The following is a 15858-nucleotide window of genomic DNA, read 5'->3' on the forward strand; positions in this document are numbered from 1 at the left end:
GTCTAGATTGTCGGGATGCCCGCGCTGCTCGCCGTCGACTACGGGACCGCGTTCACGTTCGCGCTGCGGCGCAACGCCGACGGGACGCTCGAGCCGGTCTGGTTCGACGGGCGGGAGGAGCTGCCGTCGGCGGTGTACGAGAACCCGGACGGCACGTACACGACGGGTGAGGATGCGGTGCGGCGGGCGCGGATCGATCCGTGGCGCTATCACGCAACGCCGAAGCAGGCGCCGGCCACGATCGGGCAACGGTTCGTCACGGCGACACTGCGAAGAGTCGCCGAGGCTGCGCCCGCCGACCGGCTGGTGCTCACCGTGCCCGCGAGCTGGCCCAACCCGCGCCGGCGGGCGCTCGCCGACGCGGCCGTGGCGGCCGGGATGCCGGCGCCGGCGCTGTTGCCACGGGCGGTCGCCGCCGCCGCGTACTGTTCGCGGCTGCCCGGGCGCGAGATCCCCGACGGCGGGACCGCGCTCGTGTTCCATCTCGGAGCGGGCGGCGGCGAGGCGACCGCGGTGCGGAGGCGCGACACCACGTTCGAGGTGCTCGCCACCGAACCGTTCCCGCTCGGCGACGAGAACCTCGGGGTCGCGGCCGCCCGGTCGATGCTCGGCGACGCGCGTGAAGGCGGGCCCGGCACGCCGTGGTTCCTCACCGGACGGGGCTCGGCGGAACCGGCGATCGCCCGGCTCATCGGCGGCGACCCGCTGGTCCTGCGCCACCCCCGGCACGCGGTCGTGGCCGGCGCGCTGCTGATCGACGAGCCGGCCCTCGGCACCCTGCTCCTCGGCACCCGCCGCACCTACGCGGTCGGCGGCGGCCACATCACGACGACCTGGCGCGCGGTCGAGGCCACCCAGGAACAACTGCGGCAGTTGTACCGCACGAGCCTCCCCCACCACACCGAAGCACCCCCCGCCCGGTGGTCCCACGAACGGCGCGACGGCGGCTTCCGGCGCTTCCACCACGTGACCCTCTTCCCGGCCGACGACCCCGAAGCGGCCGGACTCCCCGCAGGCCGCAGCATCCCCGACCACCTCCACACAGTGATCCGCGACGACGACGCGACGCTGCCGAACTGAGCGGTGATCCGCGACGACGCGATGCCGTCGACCTGAGCGGCGACCCGCGGCGACGACGACGCCACGCGGCCGGACGGAACGGTGACCCCGCGGCGACGACGACGCCACGCGGCCGGACGGAACGGTGACCCCGCGGCGACGACGACGCCACGCGGCCGGACGGAACGGTGACCCCGCGGCGACGACGACGCCACGCGGCCGGACGGAACGGTGACCCCGCGGCGACGACGACGCCACGCGGCCGGACTGAACGGCGATCCCTGGCGGCGATCCGCGGCGGCGACGCGCTGCCGGACCGGCCCGTGACCCTGTGTCGGCCGACGCCCCGTGACGATCGCGCTGCCCGCACGGTGGGCGACGTGTGACAGCGCGGTCGCGGAAAGTGACGTAGGGCGATACCGCCATTCGGCCGAAATCGCTGGACATGGGGTGTCGCGGTCCGAAAGGGTCGAACCATGCCACCTGACGAGCCGTGGGACGACGAGATCGCCGACGCCTATGACACCCCCGGCGAGGGGATGTTCGCTCCGGCCGTGGTGGAACCGGCCGTGGCCCGCCTCGCCGCGCTGGCCGCGGGCGGGCCCGCGCTGGAGTTCGCGATCGGCACCGGGCGCATCGCGGTCCCGCTGCGCGCCGCGGGCGTGCCGGTGACCGGGATCGAGCTGTCCGGGCCGATGCTGCGGCGCCTGCGCGAGAAGGCCGACGAGGCGACCATTCCGGTGGTGGCGGGGGACATGGCGCATGCGACGGCGCCTGGGGAGTACACCCTGGTCTATCTGGTCTTCAACACGATCTCGAATCTGCTGACGCAGGGCGAGCAGGTCGCGTGTTTCCGCAACGCGGCCCGGCATCTCGGGCCGGGCGGGCGGTTCGTGGTGGAGCTGTGGGTGCCGGACCTGCGGCGGCTGCCGCCCGGGCAGGACGCCGTGGTGTTCGGGTCGCAGCCGGGATATGTCGGGCTCGACACCTTCGACGTGCTCAATCAGCGGATCGTGTCGCACCACTTCACGTTCGACTTCGGCGGGGCGCGGCAGGCCCGGTTGACGCGCAGCCCGCACCGGTACATCTGGCCGGCCGAACTCGACCTGATGGGGCAGCTCGCGGGGTTCACGCTGGAGACCCGGCACGCCGACTGGTCCGGCGCGGAGTTCACGGGGGAGTCAGGGTCGCACGTCTCGGTGTATCGCCTGCCGCTGTGAGGCAAGCGATACCCGGGAGTGTCAGGCCGCGAACTGGGCCAGGAAGGCGGCGTTCGTCGGCTGGATCTCCGACGCGGCCGGCTTGCTGATCTTCACGGCCTTGCCGAAGTCGCTGAACGTGGTCGTCGACGTGGTCGGGGGGACCTGGCGGCCGACGGCCTCGGTCTTGAACGACAGGCTCGCGAGGTAGCCGTCGGGGCTGACGGTGGCCTCGAACGGGACCTTCTTCGCGGCGTCGCCCATCTTCTGGATCATGTCGGCGGTCGTCGCCGGGGACGGGCGCTTGGTCAGGTCGAAGGTGCCCGTGTACGCGCCGGTGCCGGTGCGCTCGGCCGTCACGATCGCGTCGGCGAAGCCCTTGATGCCCGCCGGGTCGGCCGGGTTGCCCAGGCCCAGCTTGGCCAGGGAGGTCTTGGCGCTGTCGACGCGCATCCACTTCTTGGCGTCGACGTTCGGGATCTCCTTGCTGACCTTCACGTACACGTCGGTGCCGACGATGATGACGTCGGCGTTGACCTGCTGTTCGGCCGCGGTGACGGTCATCTTGGCGGTGCTGGACTTCTTGGCCGGGTCGGTCGAGCCGGTGAGCTTGGTCCCGGCGTTGCCGCCCGCCGCGGACGACGTCGAGTAGGTCGCGGGGACGCCGGCGAGCTTGTTGAAGGCGTTGGTCAGGTCGGCGCGGGCGTCGCCGGTGCCGGCCGGGCCCGCCGAGGTGTTCGCGGCGCCGCCTTTGTCGGTTTTATCGGTCTTGTCGTCCCCGCTGCAGGCCGACGTGAGGGCCAGGGCGCCGGACAATAACACCGCGAGCAGCACGCGACTGCTGGATTTCATGCTCGTTCCTCCAGGCGGGCGGCCGGATGTCGCCCCCGGCGAAGGGTAGACGCGCCACGCCACGAGGTCGAGCGCGCACCCCCGAGATCCAGACGGTGCCGGATAGCCGACAGTGCGGCGAGCCAACGCAACCAAACCGTGAGCACATTGACCAAGCACCGGGGGCATAGATCGGTATGCTCATGCCCTCACGGTGACCGAGCAGCGGGGGCAGCGATGGCCGGAGAGTCACACACTGAGTCGATCCTGGAGTCGCCGCGCCGGCCCGGGCGGTCCAGGAGCAGGGCCGTGATCGCCGCGGCCGCCGTCGCGGTGCTCGCCGCGGTCGCCGGGATCGTCGTGTGGCAGACCCGCGACGAGGCAGCGCCAATCCCGAACGACCCGTCAATAAATAGCGAGCAGAAGGCGTCGGAGCTGTACGCGGCCGACGGCAAGACGCTCGTCGCCCGGTTCGACACCGAGGACCCCCGCGAGAGCTGCCTGCGGGTGCCGGTGAACGACTGGGGGTACTACTGCGACGCCGTCGTCACGTGGTGGCTCGGGCAGGCGGCCTTCGGCGACGACGAGGGGCAGCGGCGCGATCGGTTGCGGCACGGCGGGTACAAGATCGGCGGTTCGCTCGACCCGCAGCTGCAGCAGGGCGCCAAGCAGCGGGTCGACCAGGTGGTGGCGGTCGGCGACGGCAAGCTCTTCACGCTGGCCACGATCGAGCCCGGGACCGGCCTGATCCGGGCGATGGCGGTCAACCGCAACTTCCGGCGGCCGCCGCAGCCCAGCCCGAGCCCGACGGACCAGGGGCAGCCGCCGTGGCGCGCGTCCGGGCCCGACCTCGTGGACCCGCTGGTCGCCGGGAACGCCGAGACGCCCGGGGACCAGGCCGGCGCGCCGTTCCTGATGTTCACGCTCGCGGCGGCGCTGGAGAGCGGGCTGACGCTGGACCACGCGATCGACACGAAGCGGCGGTACACGTCGAAGTACGTCATCGACCCGAACAGCCCGGCGGCGTGCGACGGGCCGCACTACTGCCCGGCGAACAGCGGCGACCCGGCGTACCTGTCGGGCAGGCGCACCATGTGGGACGCGTTCCGGCACGCGGTCGTGACGTACTTCATCCCGCTGGAGGAGCAGCTCGGCGCGGACACCGTGATCGCCATGTCCAAGCGCCTCGGCATCGGGTTCCGGGCGCCCGCGGACAAGATGCTCAGCGACAACGGCAAGATGTGGGGCTCGTTCACGCTGGGTGTCTCGGCGACCACGACGCTCGACCTGGCCAACGCCTACGCCACGCTGGCCGCCGACGGCAAGCGCTGCGACCCGGTGCCCGTGGCCAAGGTCGACGACGCCGGCGGGCAGGCAGTCGAGGGCATCGGCCCGCGCTGCGAGCAGGTCCTGCGCCCGGAGGTGGCCCGAGCCGCGCTCGACGCCGCGCGGTGCCCGGTCGGCGACAAGTCCGCGTTCGGCGACAAATGCGGCGGCGGTACCGTCCCCGCGACCACTGTCCGCGCCACCGTCGGCCGTCCCGTGGCGGGCCAGTCGGGGCAGGGCGCGAACCGCCAGAACTTCTCCCTCGTGGTCGCGGCGCCGCAGCTGGTCACGGCCGGCATGATCGGCGCGGCCCCGGGCCAGTACGGCGGCACGGCCACGGCCCCGCTCGCGACGGACGTCCCGGGCAAGGCCATCGCCGCGATCGCCACCGTGCAGCGCGACGGCCTCGCGCCCCTGCCGGCCCGGGACTTCACGGCGCCGCCGCAGGAACTCGCCATCAAGGGCTGACGGGAGCAGACAGCGTGAACGGACGTCGCACCGCGCCGCCGCTGGTGACCGTGCTGGCGGTGCTGCTGTACATCGGCGGCGCGCTGCTGGTCGCCTCGGCGCTGCTCGGCCTCGGAGTGCACCTGCTGGTGAGCCTCGGCCAGCTGGTCTACGGCGCGCTGTATCTGGGCCTGGCGCGGGCGCTGCAGCTGGGCAGGTACTGGGCCCGGATCGTGCTGTTCGTGCTCTGCGCCCTCGGCCTCGTGCTCGCGGCCGGCTGGGTCGTCGCCGGCAACGTGCGGGGCGGGATCACGCAGGCGCTCTGGCCGGTCGTGTACCTGGTGCTGCTGGTCCAGCCGAGCGTGCGGGCCTGGTACACCGAGCCGCGGGTCAGTGGTTGATGAGGTCGGCGAGGGTGACGGCGTCGAGGTAGTCCAGGCGGACCCGGTTGGCCCGGTCCCACAGCGAGTGCAGCCGCTCGATCGCCCGGTCCGGCGGCAGGTCGTCGCCCGCCGGCGGGTCCTGGCCGGGCCCGTCCAGGCGGCGCACGATCTCGCCCAGGGTCAGCGACGCGGGCGGGTGGGCGAGTGCGTACCCGCCGCCGGTGCCCCGCTGCACCTGCACCAGGTCGGCCCGGCGCAGGTCGGCGAGCAGGTCGTAGAGGTACCCGGCCGGAATGGCCTGGGCGTCGGCCACGTCCTGGGCCTTGACCGTCTGCGGGGCGGCCCCGGCCAGCGCGACCAGGGCCCGGATCGAGTACTCGATGCGCTTGGGCAGCATGCGGACCGACGCCGTCACACGGCGGCCAGGGTGCGGGCCTCGGCGGACGGGCTGAAGTACACCGTGTCGCCGGGTTTGACGTCGATCGCCTTCGCGCCGGCCCGGGTCAGCTGGGCCCAGACGTCGCGCTCGCCCGCGCGGGCCTCGATGCGCACCTCGAAGCCGAGCGAGACGATCCGGGTGACGGTCGCCGGCGTGCCTCCGGGCTCGCGCGACAGCGCCACGTCGTGCGGGCGCACCAGCTTGCCGTCCAGGTGCGTGACCGGGCCGAGGAAGCTCATCACGAACGGGTTGGCCGGGTTCTCGTAGATGTCGTGCGGGGTGCCGACCTGCTGCACGACCCCGTCGGCGAGCACCACGATCGAGTCGGCGACGTCCATCGCCTCCTCCTGGTCGTGGGTCACGAACACCGTGGTCACGTGCACCTCGTCGTGCAGCCGGCGCAGCCACGTGCGCAGCTCCTTGCGCACCTGCGCGTCGAGGGCGCCGAACGGCTCGTCGAGCAGCAGCACCTGCGGCTCCGGGGCCAGGGCGCGGGCCAGGGCCATCCGCTGGCGCTGCCCGCCGGACAGCTGCGCGGGGTAGCGGTCGGCGAACTGGTCGAGGTGCACGAGTTCGAGCAGTTCCATGACCCGCTTGCGGATGTCGGCCTTCGGGCGGCGGCGCACCTCGAGGCCGAAGGCGACGTTGCGGTACACCGTCATGTGCTTGAACGCCGCGTAGTGCTGGAACACGAAGCCGACGTTGCGCCGCTGCGGGGTGAGCCCGGTCGCGTCGACCTCGTTGATGTGCACGGAGCCGGTGTCGGGCCGCTCCAGGCCGGCGATCACGCGCAGCAGGGTCGACTTGCCGCCGCCGCTCGGGCCGAGCAGCGCGGTCAGCGAGCCGGAGGCGATGTCGACGGAGATGTCGCGCAGCACCGGCGTCTTGCCGAACGACTTGTTCACGTCGCGCACTTCGATGGCCATCAGGCGTTCTCTTTCGGCCGCAGGAGCTTGGTGATGAGCAGGATCACGATCGCGATCAGGGCCAGCGCGCTGGCGGTGGTGAACGCCGCCGTCTGGTCGTAGTTCTGGTACCGCTCCTCGACGAACAGCGTCGCCGTCTGGGTCTGCCCGACCAGGCGGCCGGAGACGACGGCGACCGCGCCGTACTCGCCGAGCGCGCGGGCCAGGCAGAGCACCACGCCGTAGCCGAGGGCGCCGCGGATGCCGGGGATCGTGATCCGCAGGAACGTCTGCCAGCGCGAGGCGCCGAGGGTGTGGGCGGCCTGTTCCTGCTCGTCGCCCATCTCCTCCAGCACCGGCACGATCGCGCGCACGACGAGGGGGAGGGAGACGAAGATCGTGGCGAGGACCATGCCGGGCAGCGAGAAGATGATCTGCAGCCCGTTGCGTTCGAGCCAGCCGCCGGCGGGGGCGAACTTGCCGTACACGAGGATCAGGGCGAGGCCGACGACCACCGGCGACACGGCCAGGGGCAGGTCGATGAGCGCGCCGAGCAGGCGCTTGCCGGGGAAGCGGTGCCGCACGAGCAGCAGCGCGGCCAGGATGCCGAACAGCGTGTTGGCCAGCACCGACCAGACCGCCACGGACAGCGTGACGGCGAACGCGTGGGTGGCGGTCTCCGACGTGAGCGTGTCGATGACCGGCTTCAGCCCGTGCTCGAACGTGCGCCAGATGACCAGGCCGACCGGCAGCACGAGCAGGAACAGCAGGTAGACGAGCGCCAGGATGCGCAACGGGTACTTAGCCACGGCGGGCACTCCAGCGCTGGAAGAGGTCGAGGGCGATCAGCACGACGAACGCGACAACGAGCAGCACGGTGGAGATGGCCGCCGCCGACGTGGTGTCGTCGCTCTCGATGCGACCGAAAATGTTCACCGCGGACACCTGGGTCTCGAACGGGATGCTCCCGGTGAGCAGGTTCGTCGAGCCGTACTCCGCGATCGCCCGCGTGAACGCCAGCCCCGCGCCCGAGATCATGGCCGGGGCCAGGTTCGGCAGGATGATCCGGCGGAACGTGGTGGCGGGGGAGGCGCCGAGCGAGTACGCCGCCTGCTCCATGTCCTTGTCCAGCTCGCGCAGGACGGGCTGCACGGTGCGCACCACGAACGGCAGCGTCACGAACAGCAGCGCGACCCCGACGCTGATGCGGGTGTAGGCGATGTTGATGCCGATCGGGCTGTTGGTCCCGTACAGCGCCAGCAGCACCAGGCCGGCCACGATCGTCGGCAGCGCGAACGGCAGGTCGATGAGCGTGTCGACGACGCCCTTGCCGGGGAACTTGTCGCGCTCCAGCACCCACGCGATGACGGTGCCCATGACGACGTTGATCAGTGCGACGATCAACGAGGCGCCGACCGTGAGCTCCAGGGCGGCCCAGGCGTCGGGGGTGCGCACGGCGCGCCAGAACGTGTCCCAGCCGCCCTCGGTGGAGCGCCACACGACGGCGGCGAGCGGGATGAGCACGATCAGGCTGAGGTACAGCACCGCCGTGCCCAGGCTGAGCGCCGTGCCGACGCGGGGCCGGGGGCGGTGCGCACGCGGCCCGGCCGGGCCCGGCGCGGTGCCGGACCCGGTGGGCTTGCTGACGGCGGTGGCGGTCATCCCTTGGACGCCGCCGGGCTCGGGGCGGCCGAGGTGGAGATGCCCAGCTTCTGCTCGATGGACGCCATCACGCTGTTGCCCGGGTCGAACAGGTCCTTGTTCACCTTCGACCAGCCGCCCAGGTCGGCGATGGTGAACAGGCCGGACGGGGTCGGGAAGGTGCGCCCGCCGGCGTCCTTGACCACCGGCCGGTAGCCGTTGTCGGCCCAGATCTTCTGCGCCTCGGCCGTGTGCAGGAAGTCCACGAACGCCTTGGCCTCGGCCGGGTGGGTGCTGTTGCTGGTCACCGCGATCGGGTTCTCGATCAGGATGGTGTCGTCGGGCACGGTGTAGTCCACGGCCTGCCCGTTCTTCTGGGCGAAGAGGGCCTCGTTCTCGTACGAGATGAAGGCGTCCCCCTTGCCGCTGGTGAACGTCTGCAGCGAGGCGCGGCCGCTGTTGTCCTGCACCGGAACGTTCTTGAACAGCGAGTCGAGGAACGCCGCCCCGGCCGCCGCGTCCTTGCCCTTGTTCGTCTTGGCCCCGTAGGCGGCCAGGATGTTCCACTTGGCGCCGCCCGAGGTGAACGGGTTCGGGGTCAGCACCTGCACGCCCGGCTTGGTCAGGTCGTCCCACGTCTTGAGGTTCTTCGGGTTGCCCTTGCGGGTGCCGATGACCGCGACGGAGTCGGTGATCATGCCCTTGTACTGGTCGCTGTTCCAGCTGGCGTCGACCAGCTTGGCGGTCACCAGGCGGGTGATGTCCGGCTCCAGCGAGAACGCGACGACGTCGGCCTTGAGGCCGCTGGCCACCGCCCGGCTCTGGTCGCCGGAGGCGCCGTAGGACTGGGTGAACTTGACGTTCTTGCCGGCGGCGGTCTTCTGGAACGCGGCGATGAGCTGCTCGTACGCCGCCTGCGGGGTCGAGTACGCGACGAGCGACAGGGTCACGGCGCCGCCGCTGTCCGCGGAGGTCGAGTTGTCGGCGGTGCCGGCGCAGGCGGTCAGCGCGGTCCCGGGGAGGAGGAACGCGGCACTGACGGCGAGCGCGCGGGTACGCAGCTTCACGGGGGGCCATCCTTGGGGGGAGGTCATTCTCTACGTTGTCTACTTAGTGAGTAGGTAATGTAGTGAAGACGGCCCTCGTTCGTCAATCCCACTCACCAGATGGGATTACGCGGGACGGTCGGGAAGGACCCGCTCCTCGTGGTCGAGTTCGCGCTCCAACCGGCGCAGCGCCTCGTCCGACAGCAGCCCCGCGTCCCGGCGGCGCAGCAGCTCCTCGCGCTGCGCCTCGATCGCCAGCCGCCGGATGCGCAGGCCGGCCTCGTAGCGCTCCGACACCGGCAACTCGTCCGAATCGGCGTCCTTGAGCAGGTCGAGGCGGTGCTCGTACCGTTGCAGCCGCTCCTTGAGCTTGCGCCGCAGCGCGTCGATCTCGGCCCGCTCGGCCGGCTCGTCCTGGTCGAGGTCGTCGAGCCGGTCGAGCGCCGCGTGCACCGTCGCCGCCCGCGCCTCGTTGCGCTCCCGCGCGTCGTCGACCGCGTTGTGCCGCAGCTTCAGCAGCCGGACCAGCGGCGCGAACGACAGCCCCTGCCCGACCAGCGTGACCAGCACCACCACGAACGTGCAGAACAGCAGCAGGTCCCGGTCCGGGAACGGCTCGCCGGCGTCGGTCGTCAGCGGGATCGTGAACACCGCGGCCAGGCTGATCACGCCGCGGGTCCCGGCCCAGCTCAGGGCGGCGATCTCGCGCCCGGCCAGCCCCTCGTCCTCGCGGCGCAGCAGCAGGTGCGCGGCCTGCGTCAGCACCAGCCACACCGGCCGCAGCAGCAGGGTCACGCCCACCGAGATGACCAGCGCGGTCACGATGGTTCCCGCCGTGTACTGCCTGAGCCCCCGCAACACCGCCGGCAGCTGCTGCCCGATGAGCAGGAACACGAGCCCCTCGAGCAGGAAGTCGACCAGCCGCCACACGGCACTGGTCTGCAGCCGGCTGGCCCCGGTCCCCGAGCGCGGCGTGTCGTGCCCGACGATCAGCCCGGCCACGACCACCGCGAGCACGCCGCTGACGTGCAGGCGCTCGCCGACGAGATAGGCGACGAACGGCGTGGCCAGCGACAGGGCGTTGGCCAGCAGCGCGTCCTTGGCGATCGGGCGCAGCATCCGCACCAGGTAGGCCACCCCGATGCCGACCGCGGTGCCGCCGGCCGCCGCGAGCAGGAACAGCCCGGCCGCCATCGGGGCCGAGAAGTGCCCGCCGACGGCCGCCGCCACCGCGACGTTGAGGATGGTCAGCGCCGTGGCGTCGTTGAGCAGCCCCTCACCCTGGATGATCGTGATCAGCCGCGGCGGCAGCCCGACCTTGCGCCCGACGGCCAGCGCCGCCACCGGGTCCGGCGGCGCGCAGGCGGCCCCGACGGCCACCCCGGCGGCGAGCGTCGCCCCGGCCACGAACAGCGCGAACCCGGCCCCGATCAGCAGCGCCGTGGCCAGCACCAGCAGCACCGACAGGCCGATCACGATCCGCAGGTTGGCGCGAATGGCGAGCAGGGACGAGTCGAGCGCCGCGGAGTACAGCAGCGGCGGCAGGATGAACGTGAGCGCGATGTGCGGGTCCAGCGAGATGTTCGGCCCGGGCAGCAGCGCGTAGAGGATGCCGACGACCGGCAGCAGCGCGGCGGCGGGCAGGCCGGTCCGCTCGCCGATCCAGCGCACCGCCGCCACGATGGCCAGGGCGCCCAGGGCGAGCAGCAGCAACGTCTCGGGACTCACCCTGTTGACCTTATGTCGCGTTCAGCCACCTCGCCGGGCGCGTGCCAATATGGGGATTTCTGCCCAGGCCCGGCCCCGGCGCCGTGGCTAGCGTCCCGGCCATGACAGTTGCGAGCGGGAAGGCCGTGGTCAGCCTGATCACGGGCCTGGAGGACGCGGAACGGGTCACGGTGGCGTTCCTCGTGGCCGTCGGGGCGGCCGAGTCGGGCCGGCCGACCCTGATGTTCCTGACCAAGGAGGCGGCCCGGCTGGCCGTGGCCGGGGTGGCGACGGCGGTGGCCTGCGAGGGCTGCCCGCCCCTGGCCGCCCTGATCGCCCGGTACGCGGCGGCCGGCGGGCGGTACCTCGTCTGCCCGATCTGCTTCGACGCCCGGCATCTCGACAAGGGCGCGCTCATCGATGGCGCCACCCTCGGCGGGACCGTGCCGATGTGGGAGTGGATCGGTGATGCCGGGGCGACGACCTTCTCCTACTGACTCACCCGCTCCCCCAACTGGGCGAAATCGATGGCGGTGGCCATTGCGCCGGCCTGGCCCGTGCTAAAGTTGGCGTGTTGCAAGCTTGATTTCCACATACGTTGCCGCGCCCGTGGGTATCGCACCCACGGGCGCGGTCAGTATTGCCGGGTTTCCGGAAGCAGGGTCATCAAAGCGGCGACGCGAGCGAGGTCACACGGTGTGGCCTCCGACTGCTCTGCGAAGGAGACAGCTATGACCGTCGGCACTGTGAAGTGGTTCAACGCGGAAAAGGGCTTCGGCTTCATCTCGCCCGATGGCGGCGGGCCGGACGTGTTCGCGCACTACTCCGCGATCTCCGCGGGCGGCTTCCGCAGCCTCGAGGAGAACCAGCGGGTCGAGTTCGAGATCACGCAGGGCCAGAAGGGCCCGCAGGCCGCGAACATCCGCGCCATCTGAACCACAGATGAACAGTGAACGGCGCCCGGCCAATGTGGCCGGGCGCCGTTTCTGTTGGTGATTAACGCCCGCCGCGCCGGCCGGCCCGAGCCCGGGCCGAGAAGGCGGCGGCACCACCGGATCGCGGCTGCGCCGCCACGGTCTCCGCAGGAGCGTGCCGGGTGGAGGCGGCCGCCGGCTTGGCACCGGTCCGCCGGCCCCGGCCGCTGTTGGTGGACTGCGGCTTGCGCTGGGAACGGCCGTTCGAGATCGGCGCGGCCGACTCCGGCGACGCCGTCGGCTGCGGGATCAGCACCCGCTCGCCCGGGGCCAGGGTGTGCAGCAGCGGGTCACCCGGCCGCAGCCGCGTGGTCGTCGCCTTGATCCCGGCCTTGCGGGTCAGCTCCTGCACCTCGGCCGCCTGGCCGGCGGTCATCAGCGTGACCACGGTGCCGGTCGCGCCGGCGCGGGCGGTGCGGCCCGAGCGGTGCAGGTACGCCTTGTGCTCCGACGGCGGGTCCGCGTGCACGACGAGCGCCACGTCCTCCACGTCGATGCCCCGCGCCGCGATGTCCGTGGCCACGAGCGTGCGCACGTCCCCGTCGGAGAAGGCGCGCAGGTTGCGGGTCCGGGCCGCCTGGGCCAGGTTCCCGTGCAGCTCCACGGCCGGCACCCCGGCGGTGACGAGCCGGCGGGTGAGCGCCTTCGCCCCGCGCTTGGTGCGGGTGAACACCACGGTCCGCCCGGGCGCCGCGGTCAGCTCGACCAGCACCGCGAAGCGGTCCTCGGCGTGCACGTGCAGCACGTGGTGGGTCATCGCCGCGACCGGGGAGAGCGCGGTGTCGACGCTGTGCTCGACCGGCTTGTCGAGGTACCGCCGCACGAGCACGTCGACGCCGGCGTCCAGCGTGGCCGAGAACAGCAGGCGCTGCCCGGTGCGCGGGGTCTGGTCGAGCAGGCGCCGTACCACGGGCAGGAACCCGAGGTCGGCCATGTGATCGGCCTCGTCCAGCACCGTGATCTCGATCGCGTCGAGGCGGGCGTGGCCGGCGTCGACCAGGTCGGCGAGCCGGCCCGGGCAGGCGACCAGCACGTCGACGCCGTTGCGCAGCGCGGTGACCTGCGGGCCGGACGCGACGCCGCCGAAGACGGTGGCGGTGCGCAGGCCGACCGCCTGGGCCAGGGGCGCCATCACGGTGTGGATCTGGGTGGCCAGTTCGCGGGTCGGGGCCAGGATCAGCGCGCGCGGCCGACCCGCCGCCCGCTTGGGCTTGGCGGTGGCGGCGAGCCTGGTCAGGACCGCGAGCACGAAGGCGTAGGTCTTGCCGGAGCCGGTGCGGCCCCGGCCGAGGACGTCGCGCCCGGCGAGCGCGTCGGGCAGGGTCGCGGCCTGGATCGGGAACGGGCTGTCAACGCCGTTCGCCGCGAGGACACGGGTGAGCGCGCTGGGCACGCCAAGATCAGCAAACGTAGGGCGGCGGGCCGCCATGAACTCTCCGAACGTCGAAGGGGATATCCCGCCCGGCGCTGGCCGTCGTGGCCGCGGCAACGTGGCAAGGGACATCGAGCGCGGCCGCCACGCAGGCGGCCTCGTCGTCAGTCTACCTGATCCCCCGAGAAGGTGATCAGGGCGTCACAACCTGCCACCGGCTGCTCCCGGCCCGCCACGCGCCGGCCAGGATCTCGGCCGACTGCTGGCCGGGGCACTGGTGGATCTTCGAGCGGCCGGAACCCCCGCCGACCCGGGCCTCGACCTCCCAGGACTCGCCATTGGTCCGGATGTAGATGTCCCGACGTCCCCGCACGCTGTTGTCGCCGTTCCACCAATGACGCTCAATTCTCACTCACTGACCGTATAGCACCGGACCGGAGCCGGAAAAGTCACAGCTCAGGCAAGCTTTTGTAGCGCTCTGGCGGACGGCGAGCCCGGGTCGGCCGTGATGAAGACCACCTGCTGGTCGTCGTCGGGGACTTCGAGCACGTCACAGTGCACGTGCAGGTTGCCGAGGGCCGGGTGCTCGACGGTCTTGGAGCGGTGCCCCGCGGCGCGGACCGGGTTCAGCGCCCACACGTGGCGGAACTCCTCGCTCACGCTGAGTTCATCGAGCAGCCGCGCGAGGTGGCCGTCGTGCGGGTAGCGGTCGGCGGCGGCGCGCAGCCGGGCGACCGCGATGTGCCCGAACTCCTCCGCGCTCGGGGTCGCCGGCGGGCCGCCGAGGAAGCGCCGGCGGGCCAGGTTCGGGCGGTCGCCGAGGCCGGTCAGCAGCGCCTCGGCGAGCGGGTTCCAGGCGATCACGTCGTACGCCGCCGAGGTGACCACCGCCGCCGCGTCCACCCGGTGCAGCAGCCCGGCGACGTAGGGCCGCACCCGGCGGGACGGTCCGGGCGGCGCGGCCGGGGCGGTGCCGGCGAGGCGGAACAGGTGGGTGCGCTCGGCCGGGTTGAGCCGCAGGGCGGCGCCGAGCGCGTCGAGGATGCGCCGGGACGGCTGGGGGCCGCGGGCCTGTTCGAGGCGGGCGTAGTACTCGACGGACATGGCCGCCAGCCCGGCCACCTCCTCGCGCCGCAGGCCGGGGGTCCTGCGCCGGGGTCCGGCGGGCAGTCCGACGTCGTGCGGGCGCAGGGCCTCGCGCCGGTCGCGCAGGAAGCGTCCCAGTTCCGCCCGTGCCATGGCGCCACCTTCATTCCAGGCATCGGTTGTACCTGGAACAGCCGATCGGTCCGCGCCAGGCTGATGACATGACCAACTTTTCCACGGCGTTGGTGACCGGCGCCAACAAGGGCATCGGCCGGCACATCGCCCAGCAGCTCGCGGCGGCCGGACTGACCGTCTACGTCGGGGCCCGGGACCTCGCGAAGGGGGAGGAGGCGGCGGCCGCGCTCGGCGGGCGGGCGATCCGGCTCGACGTGACCGACCAGGCGAGCATCGACGCGGCCGCGGCGGGCGTGCCCGAGCTGGACATCCTCGTCAACAACGCGGGCATCATCGCCGACGGCGGCGCGCCGCCGGACAGCAGCGTGGACGCGTTCCGCAAGACCTACGAGACGAACGTGTTCGGCGTGCTGGCCGTGACCAACGCGTTCCTGCCGGCGCTGCGCCGCTCGAAGCATCCGCGGATCGTGAACATCTCCAGCGGAACCGGGTCGCTGACGTGGAGCGCGGCGGGCGGGATGTACCAGACTGCCGGTACCGGCGCGGCCTATCGCTCCTCGAAGGCGGCCCTCAACGCGCTGACGCTGTTCTATGCCCAGGCGCTGCCCGAGTTCCGGGTCAACGCCCTGGCCCCGGGCCTGCGCCGGACCGACCTGAACCCCCGCGCGCAGACCGCCGACGGCGATCCCGCTGAGGCGGCCGAGGCGGCGGTGAAGCTGGCACTGCTGGACGACGACGGCCCGACCGGACTGTTCCATCAATACGACGGAACCGTTGCTCCGTGGTAAGCATCGGCCGAAAGCCCGATCTTCAGACGTGGCCAAGGTCACGATACTGAGTGGGTGCTCGTCAGCGAGGTCATGACGGCGTTCCCCGCGTACATCCGGCTCGGCGCGACCATCCGCCGGGCCGCCGAGGTGATCAGTGTGTCCGAGGTCGGGCAGCTCATGGTGCTCGACCACGACGGGCGGTTCGTCGGCGCGCTCGCCGAGGAGGACCTGGTGCGCGCCATGCTGCCCGGGTTCGACGACGTGACCGCGGCCGGCGGCACCCTCGCCGACGCGTTCGCGCTGTTCCTGGAGCGCGGCCGGACCCTCGCCGACCGGGTCGTGGACCCGCTCGTGGTGCGGGACACGGCGACGGTCCGGCCGGCCGACGAGCTCGCCCGCGCCGCGATCGTGATGCTCGAGCGGAACATCCGCCGGCTCCCCGTGGTCGACGACGGCACCCTCGTGGGGACGCTGTCGCGGGCCGACCTGTGCCGCGCGGTGATCTACCATTCCTGACCTCCGGCTGCGGCTCACCGAC

Annotated in this window: 18 protein-coding genes; 8 read left to right on the forward strand and 10 right to left on the reverse strand. The window is 72.4% G+C overall.

Features of this window, described 5'->3' with window-relative positions; translation table 11 throughout:
* Nucleotides 1–15 precede the first annotated feature (15 nt).
* On the forward strand, nt 16–1080 hold the full coding sequence (locus ACQPZ4_RS18955; protein ID WP_433062628.1) for a hypothetical protein: 1065 nt from the start codon (nt 16–18) through the stop codon (nt 1078–1080).
* Between the two features lie 455 nt (nt 1081–1535).
* On the forward strand, nt 1536–2279 hold the full coding sequence (locus ACQPZ4_RS18960) for a methyltransferase domain-containing protein (RefSeq protein ID WP_433062631.1): 744 nt from the start codon (nt 1536–1538) through the stop codon (nt 2277–2279).
* A 21-nt stretch (nt 2280–2300) separates the two neighbouring features.
* Here the strand turns inward: ACQPZ4_RS18960 and ACQPZ4_RS18965 are convergent, their stop codons facing one another.
* Entirely contained in the window at nt 2301–3092 is a 792-nt protein-coding gene (locus tag ACQPZ4_RS18965) for a hypothetical protein (protein WP_433062634.1), read from the reverse strand.
* A 504-nt stretch (nt 3093–3596) separates the two neighbouring features.
* Between ACQPZ4_RS18965 and ACQPZ4_RS18970 the strand changes: the two genes are divergently transcribed.
* Together ACQPZ4_RS18970 and ACQPZ4_RS18975 are read left to right on the forward strand one after the other, a co-directional pair.
* Nucleotides 3597–4883, forward strand: coding sequence for a penicillin-binding transpeptidase domain-containing protein (locus ACQPZ4_RS18970; protein WP_433062637.1), 1287 nt, complete (start codon nt 3597–3599; stop codon nt 4881–4883).
* A 14-nt stretch (nt 4884–4897) separates the two neighbouring features.
* Entirely contained in the window at nt 4898–5263 is a 366-nt protein-coding gene (locus ACQPZ4_RS18975; protein WP_433062640.1) for a hypothetical protein, read from the forward strand.
* Here ACQPZ4_RS18975 and ACQPZ4_RS18980 read toward each other — a convergent pair.
* From ACQPZ4_RS18980 to ACQPZ4_RS19005, 6 genes are all read right to left on the reverse strand, one after another.
* A complete protein-coding gene (locus ACQPZ4_RS18980; RefSeq protein WP_433062643.1) occupies nt 5253–5660 on the reverse strand; it encodes an RrF2 family transcriptional regulator in 408 nt (135 codons plus the stop codon). The genes ACQPZ4_RS18975 and ACQPZ4_RS18980 overlap by 11 nt on opposite strands.
* Nucleotides 5657–6610: a sulfate/molybdate ABC transporter ATP-binding protein gene (locus tag ACQPZ4_RS18985; protein ID WP_433062645.1), complete on the reverse strand. Its 954-nt coding sequence runs from the start codon at nt 6608–6610 to the stop codon at nt 5657–5659. Before ACQPZ4_RS18985 ends, ACQPZ4_RS18980 begins: the two co-directional genes overlap by 4 nt.
* Complete coding sequence (locus ACQPZ4_RS18990) at nt 6610–7398, reverse strand: sulfate ABC transporter permease (protein WP_433062648.1); 789 nt, start codon at nt 7396–7398, stop codon at nt 6610–6612. Before ACQPZ4_RS18990 ends, ACQPZ4_RS18985 begins: the two co-directional genes overlap by 1 nt.
* Nucleotides 7391–8251 carry a sulfate ABC transporter permease subunit CysT gene (gene cysT, locus ACQPZ4_RS18995; protein ID WP_433062651.1) on the reverse strand — a complete coding sequence of 287 codons (861 nt, stop codon included), beginning with the start codon at nt 8249–8251 and terminating at the stop codon, nt 7391–7393. The genes ACQPZ4_RS18990 and cysT overlap by 8 nt, the downstream gene beginning before the upstream one ends.
* Nucleotides 8248–9297: a sulfate ABC transporter substrate-binding protein gene (locus ACQPZ4_RS19000; RefSeq protein WP_433062653.1), complete on the reverse strand. Its 1050-nt coding sequence runs from the start codon at nt 9295–9297 to the stop codon at nt 8248–8250. The genes cysT and ACQPZ4_RS19000 overlap by 4 nt, the downstream gene beginning before the upstream one ends.
* Before the next feature lie 105 nt (nt 9298–9402).
* Nucleotides 9403–11004: a Na+/H+ antiporter gene (locus ACQPZ4_RS19005; protein ID WP_433062656.1), complete on the reverse strand. Its 1602-nt coding sequence runs from the start codon at nt 11002–11004 to the stop codon at nt 9403–9405.
* A 101-nt stretch (nt 11005–11105) separates the two neighbouring features.
* Here ACQPZ4_RS19005 and ACQPZ4_RS19010 point away from each other — a divergent pair, with 101 nt between their 5' ends.
* Both ACQPZ4_RS19010 and ACQPZ4_RS19015 read left to right on the forward strand, forming a co-directional pair.
* Complete coding sequence (locus ACQPZ4_RS19010; protein WP_433062659.1) at nt 11106–11480, forward strand: hypothetical protein; 375 nt, start codon at nt 11106–11108, stop codon at nt 11478–11480.
* A gap of 234 nt (nt 11481–11714) precedes the next feature.
* On the forward strand, nt 11715–11918 hold the full coding sequence (locus ACQPZ4_RS19015; RefSeq protein ID WP_433062662.1) for a cold-shock protein: 204 nt from the start codon (nt 11715–11717) through the stop codon (nt 11916–11918).
* Nucleotides 11919–11979: 61 nt separating this feature from the next.
* Here ACQPZ4_RS19015 and ACQPZ4_RS19020 read toward each other — a convergent pair whose 3' ends face one another.
* The 3 genes from ACQPZ4_RS19020 to ACQPZ4_RS19030 all read right to left on the reverse strand — a co-directional run bounded on the left by ACQPZ4_RS19020 (nt 11980) and on the right by ACQPZ4_RS19030 (nt 14568).
* On the reverse strand, nt 11980–13386 hold the full coding sequence (locus ACQPZ4_RS19020) for a DEAD/DEAH box helicase (RefSeq protein WP_433062664.1): 1407 nt from the start codon (nt 13384–13386) through the stop codon (nt 11980–11982).
* A gap of 136 nt (nt 13387–13522) precedes the next feature.
* On the reverse strand, nt 13523–13741 hold the full coding sequence (locus tag ACQPZ4_RS19025; protein WP_433062667.1) for a hypothetical protein: 219 nt from the start codon (nt 13739–13741) through the stop codon (nt 13523–13525).
* A 44-nt stretch (nt 13742–13785) separates the two neighbouring features.
* Nucleotides 13786–14568: a helix-turn-helix transcriptional regulator gene (locus ACQPZ4_RS19030; protein ID WP_433062670.1), complete on the reverse strand. Its 783-nt coding sequence runs from the start codon at nt 14566–14568 to the stop codon at nt 13786–13788.
* A gap of 68 nt (nt 14569–14636) precedes the next feature.
* Here ACQPZ4_RS19030 and ACQPZ4_RS19035 point away from each other — a divergent pair, with 68 nt between their 5' ends.
* A complete protein-coding gene (locus tag ACQPZ4_RS19035; RefSeq protein ID WP_433062672.1) occupies nt 14637–15338 on the forward strand; it encodes an SDR family oxidoreductase in 702 nt (233 codons plus the stop codon).
* Between the two features lie 54 nt (nt 15339–15392).
* A complete protein-coding gene (locus ACQPZ4_RS19040; protein WP_433062674.1) occupies nt 15393–15836 on the forward strand; it encodes a CBS domain-containing protein in 444 nt (147 codons plus the stop codon).
* The last annotated feature ends 22 nt before the right edge of the window (nt 15837–15858 follow it).

The sequence above is a fragment of the Dactylosporangium sp. CS-033363 genome, assembly GCF_050942475.1.
Classification (GTDB): Bacteria; Actinomycetota; Actinomycetes; order Mycobacteriales; family Micromonosporaceae; genus Dactylosporangium.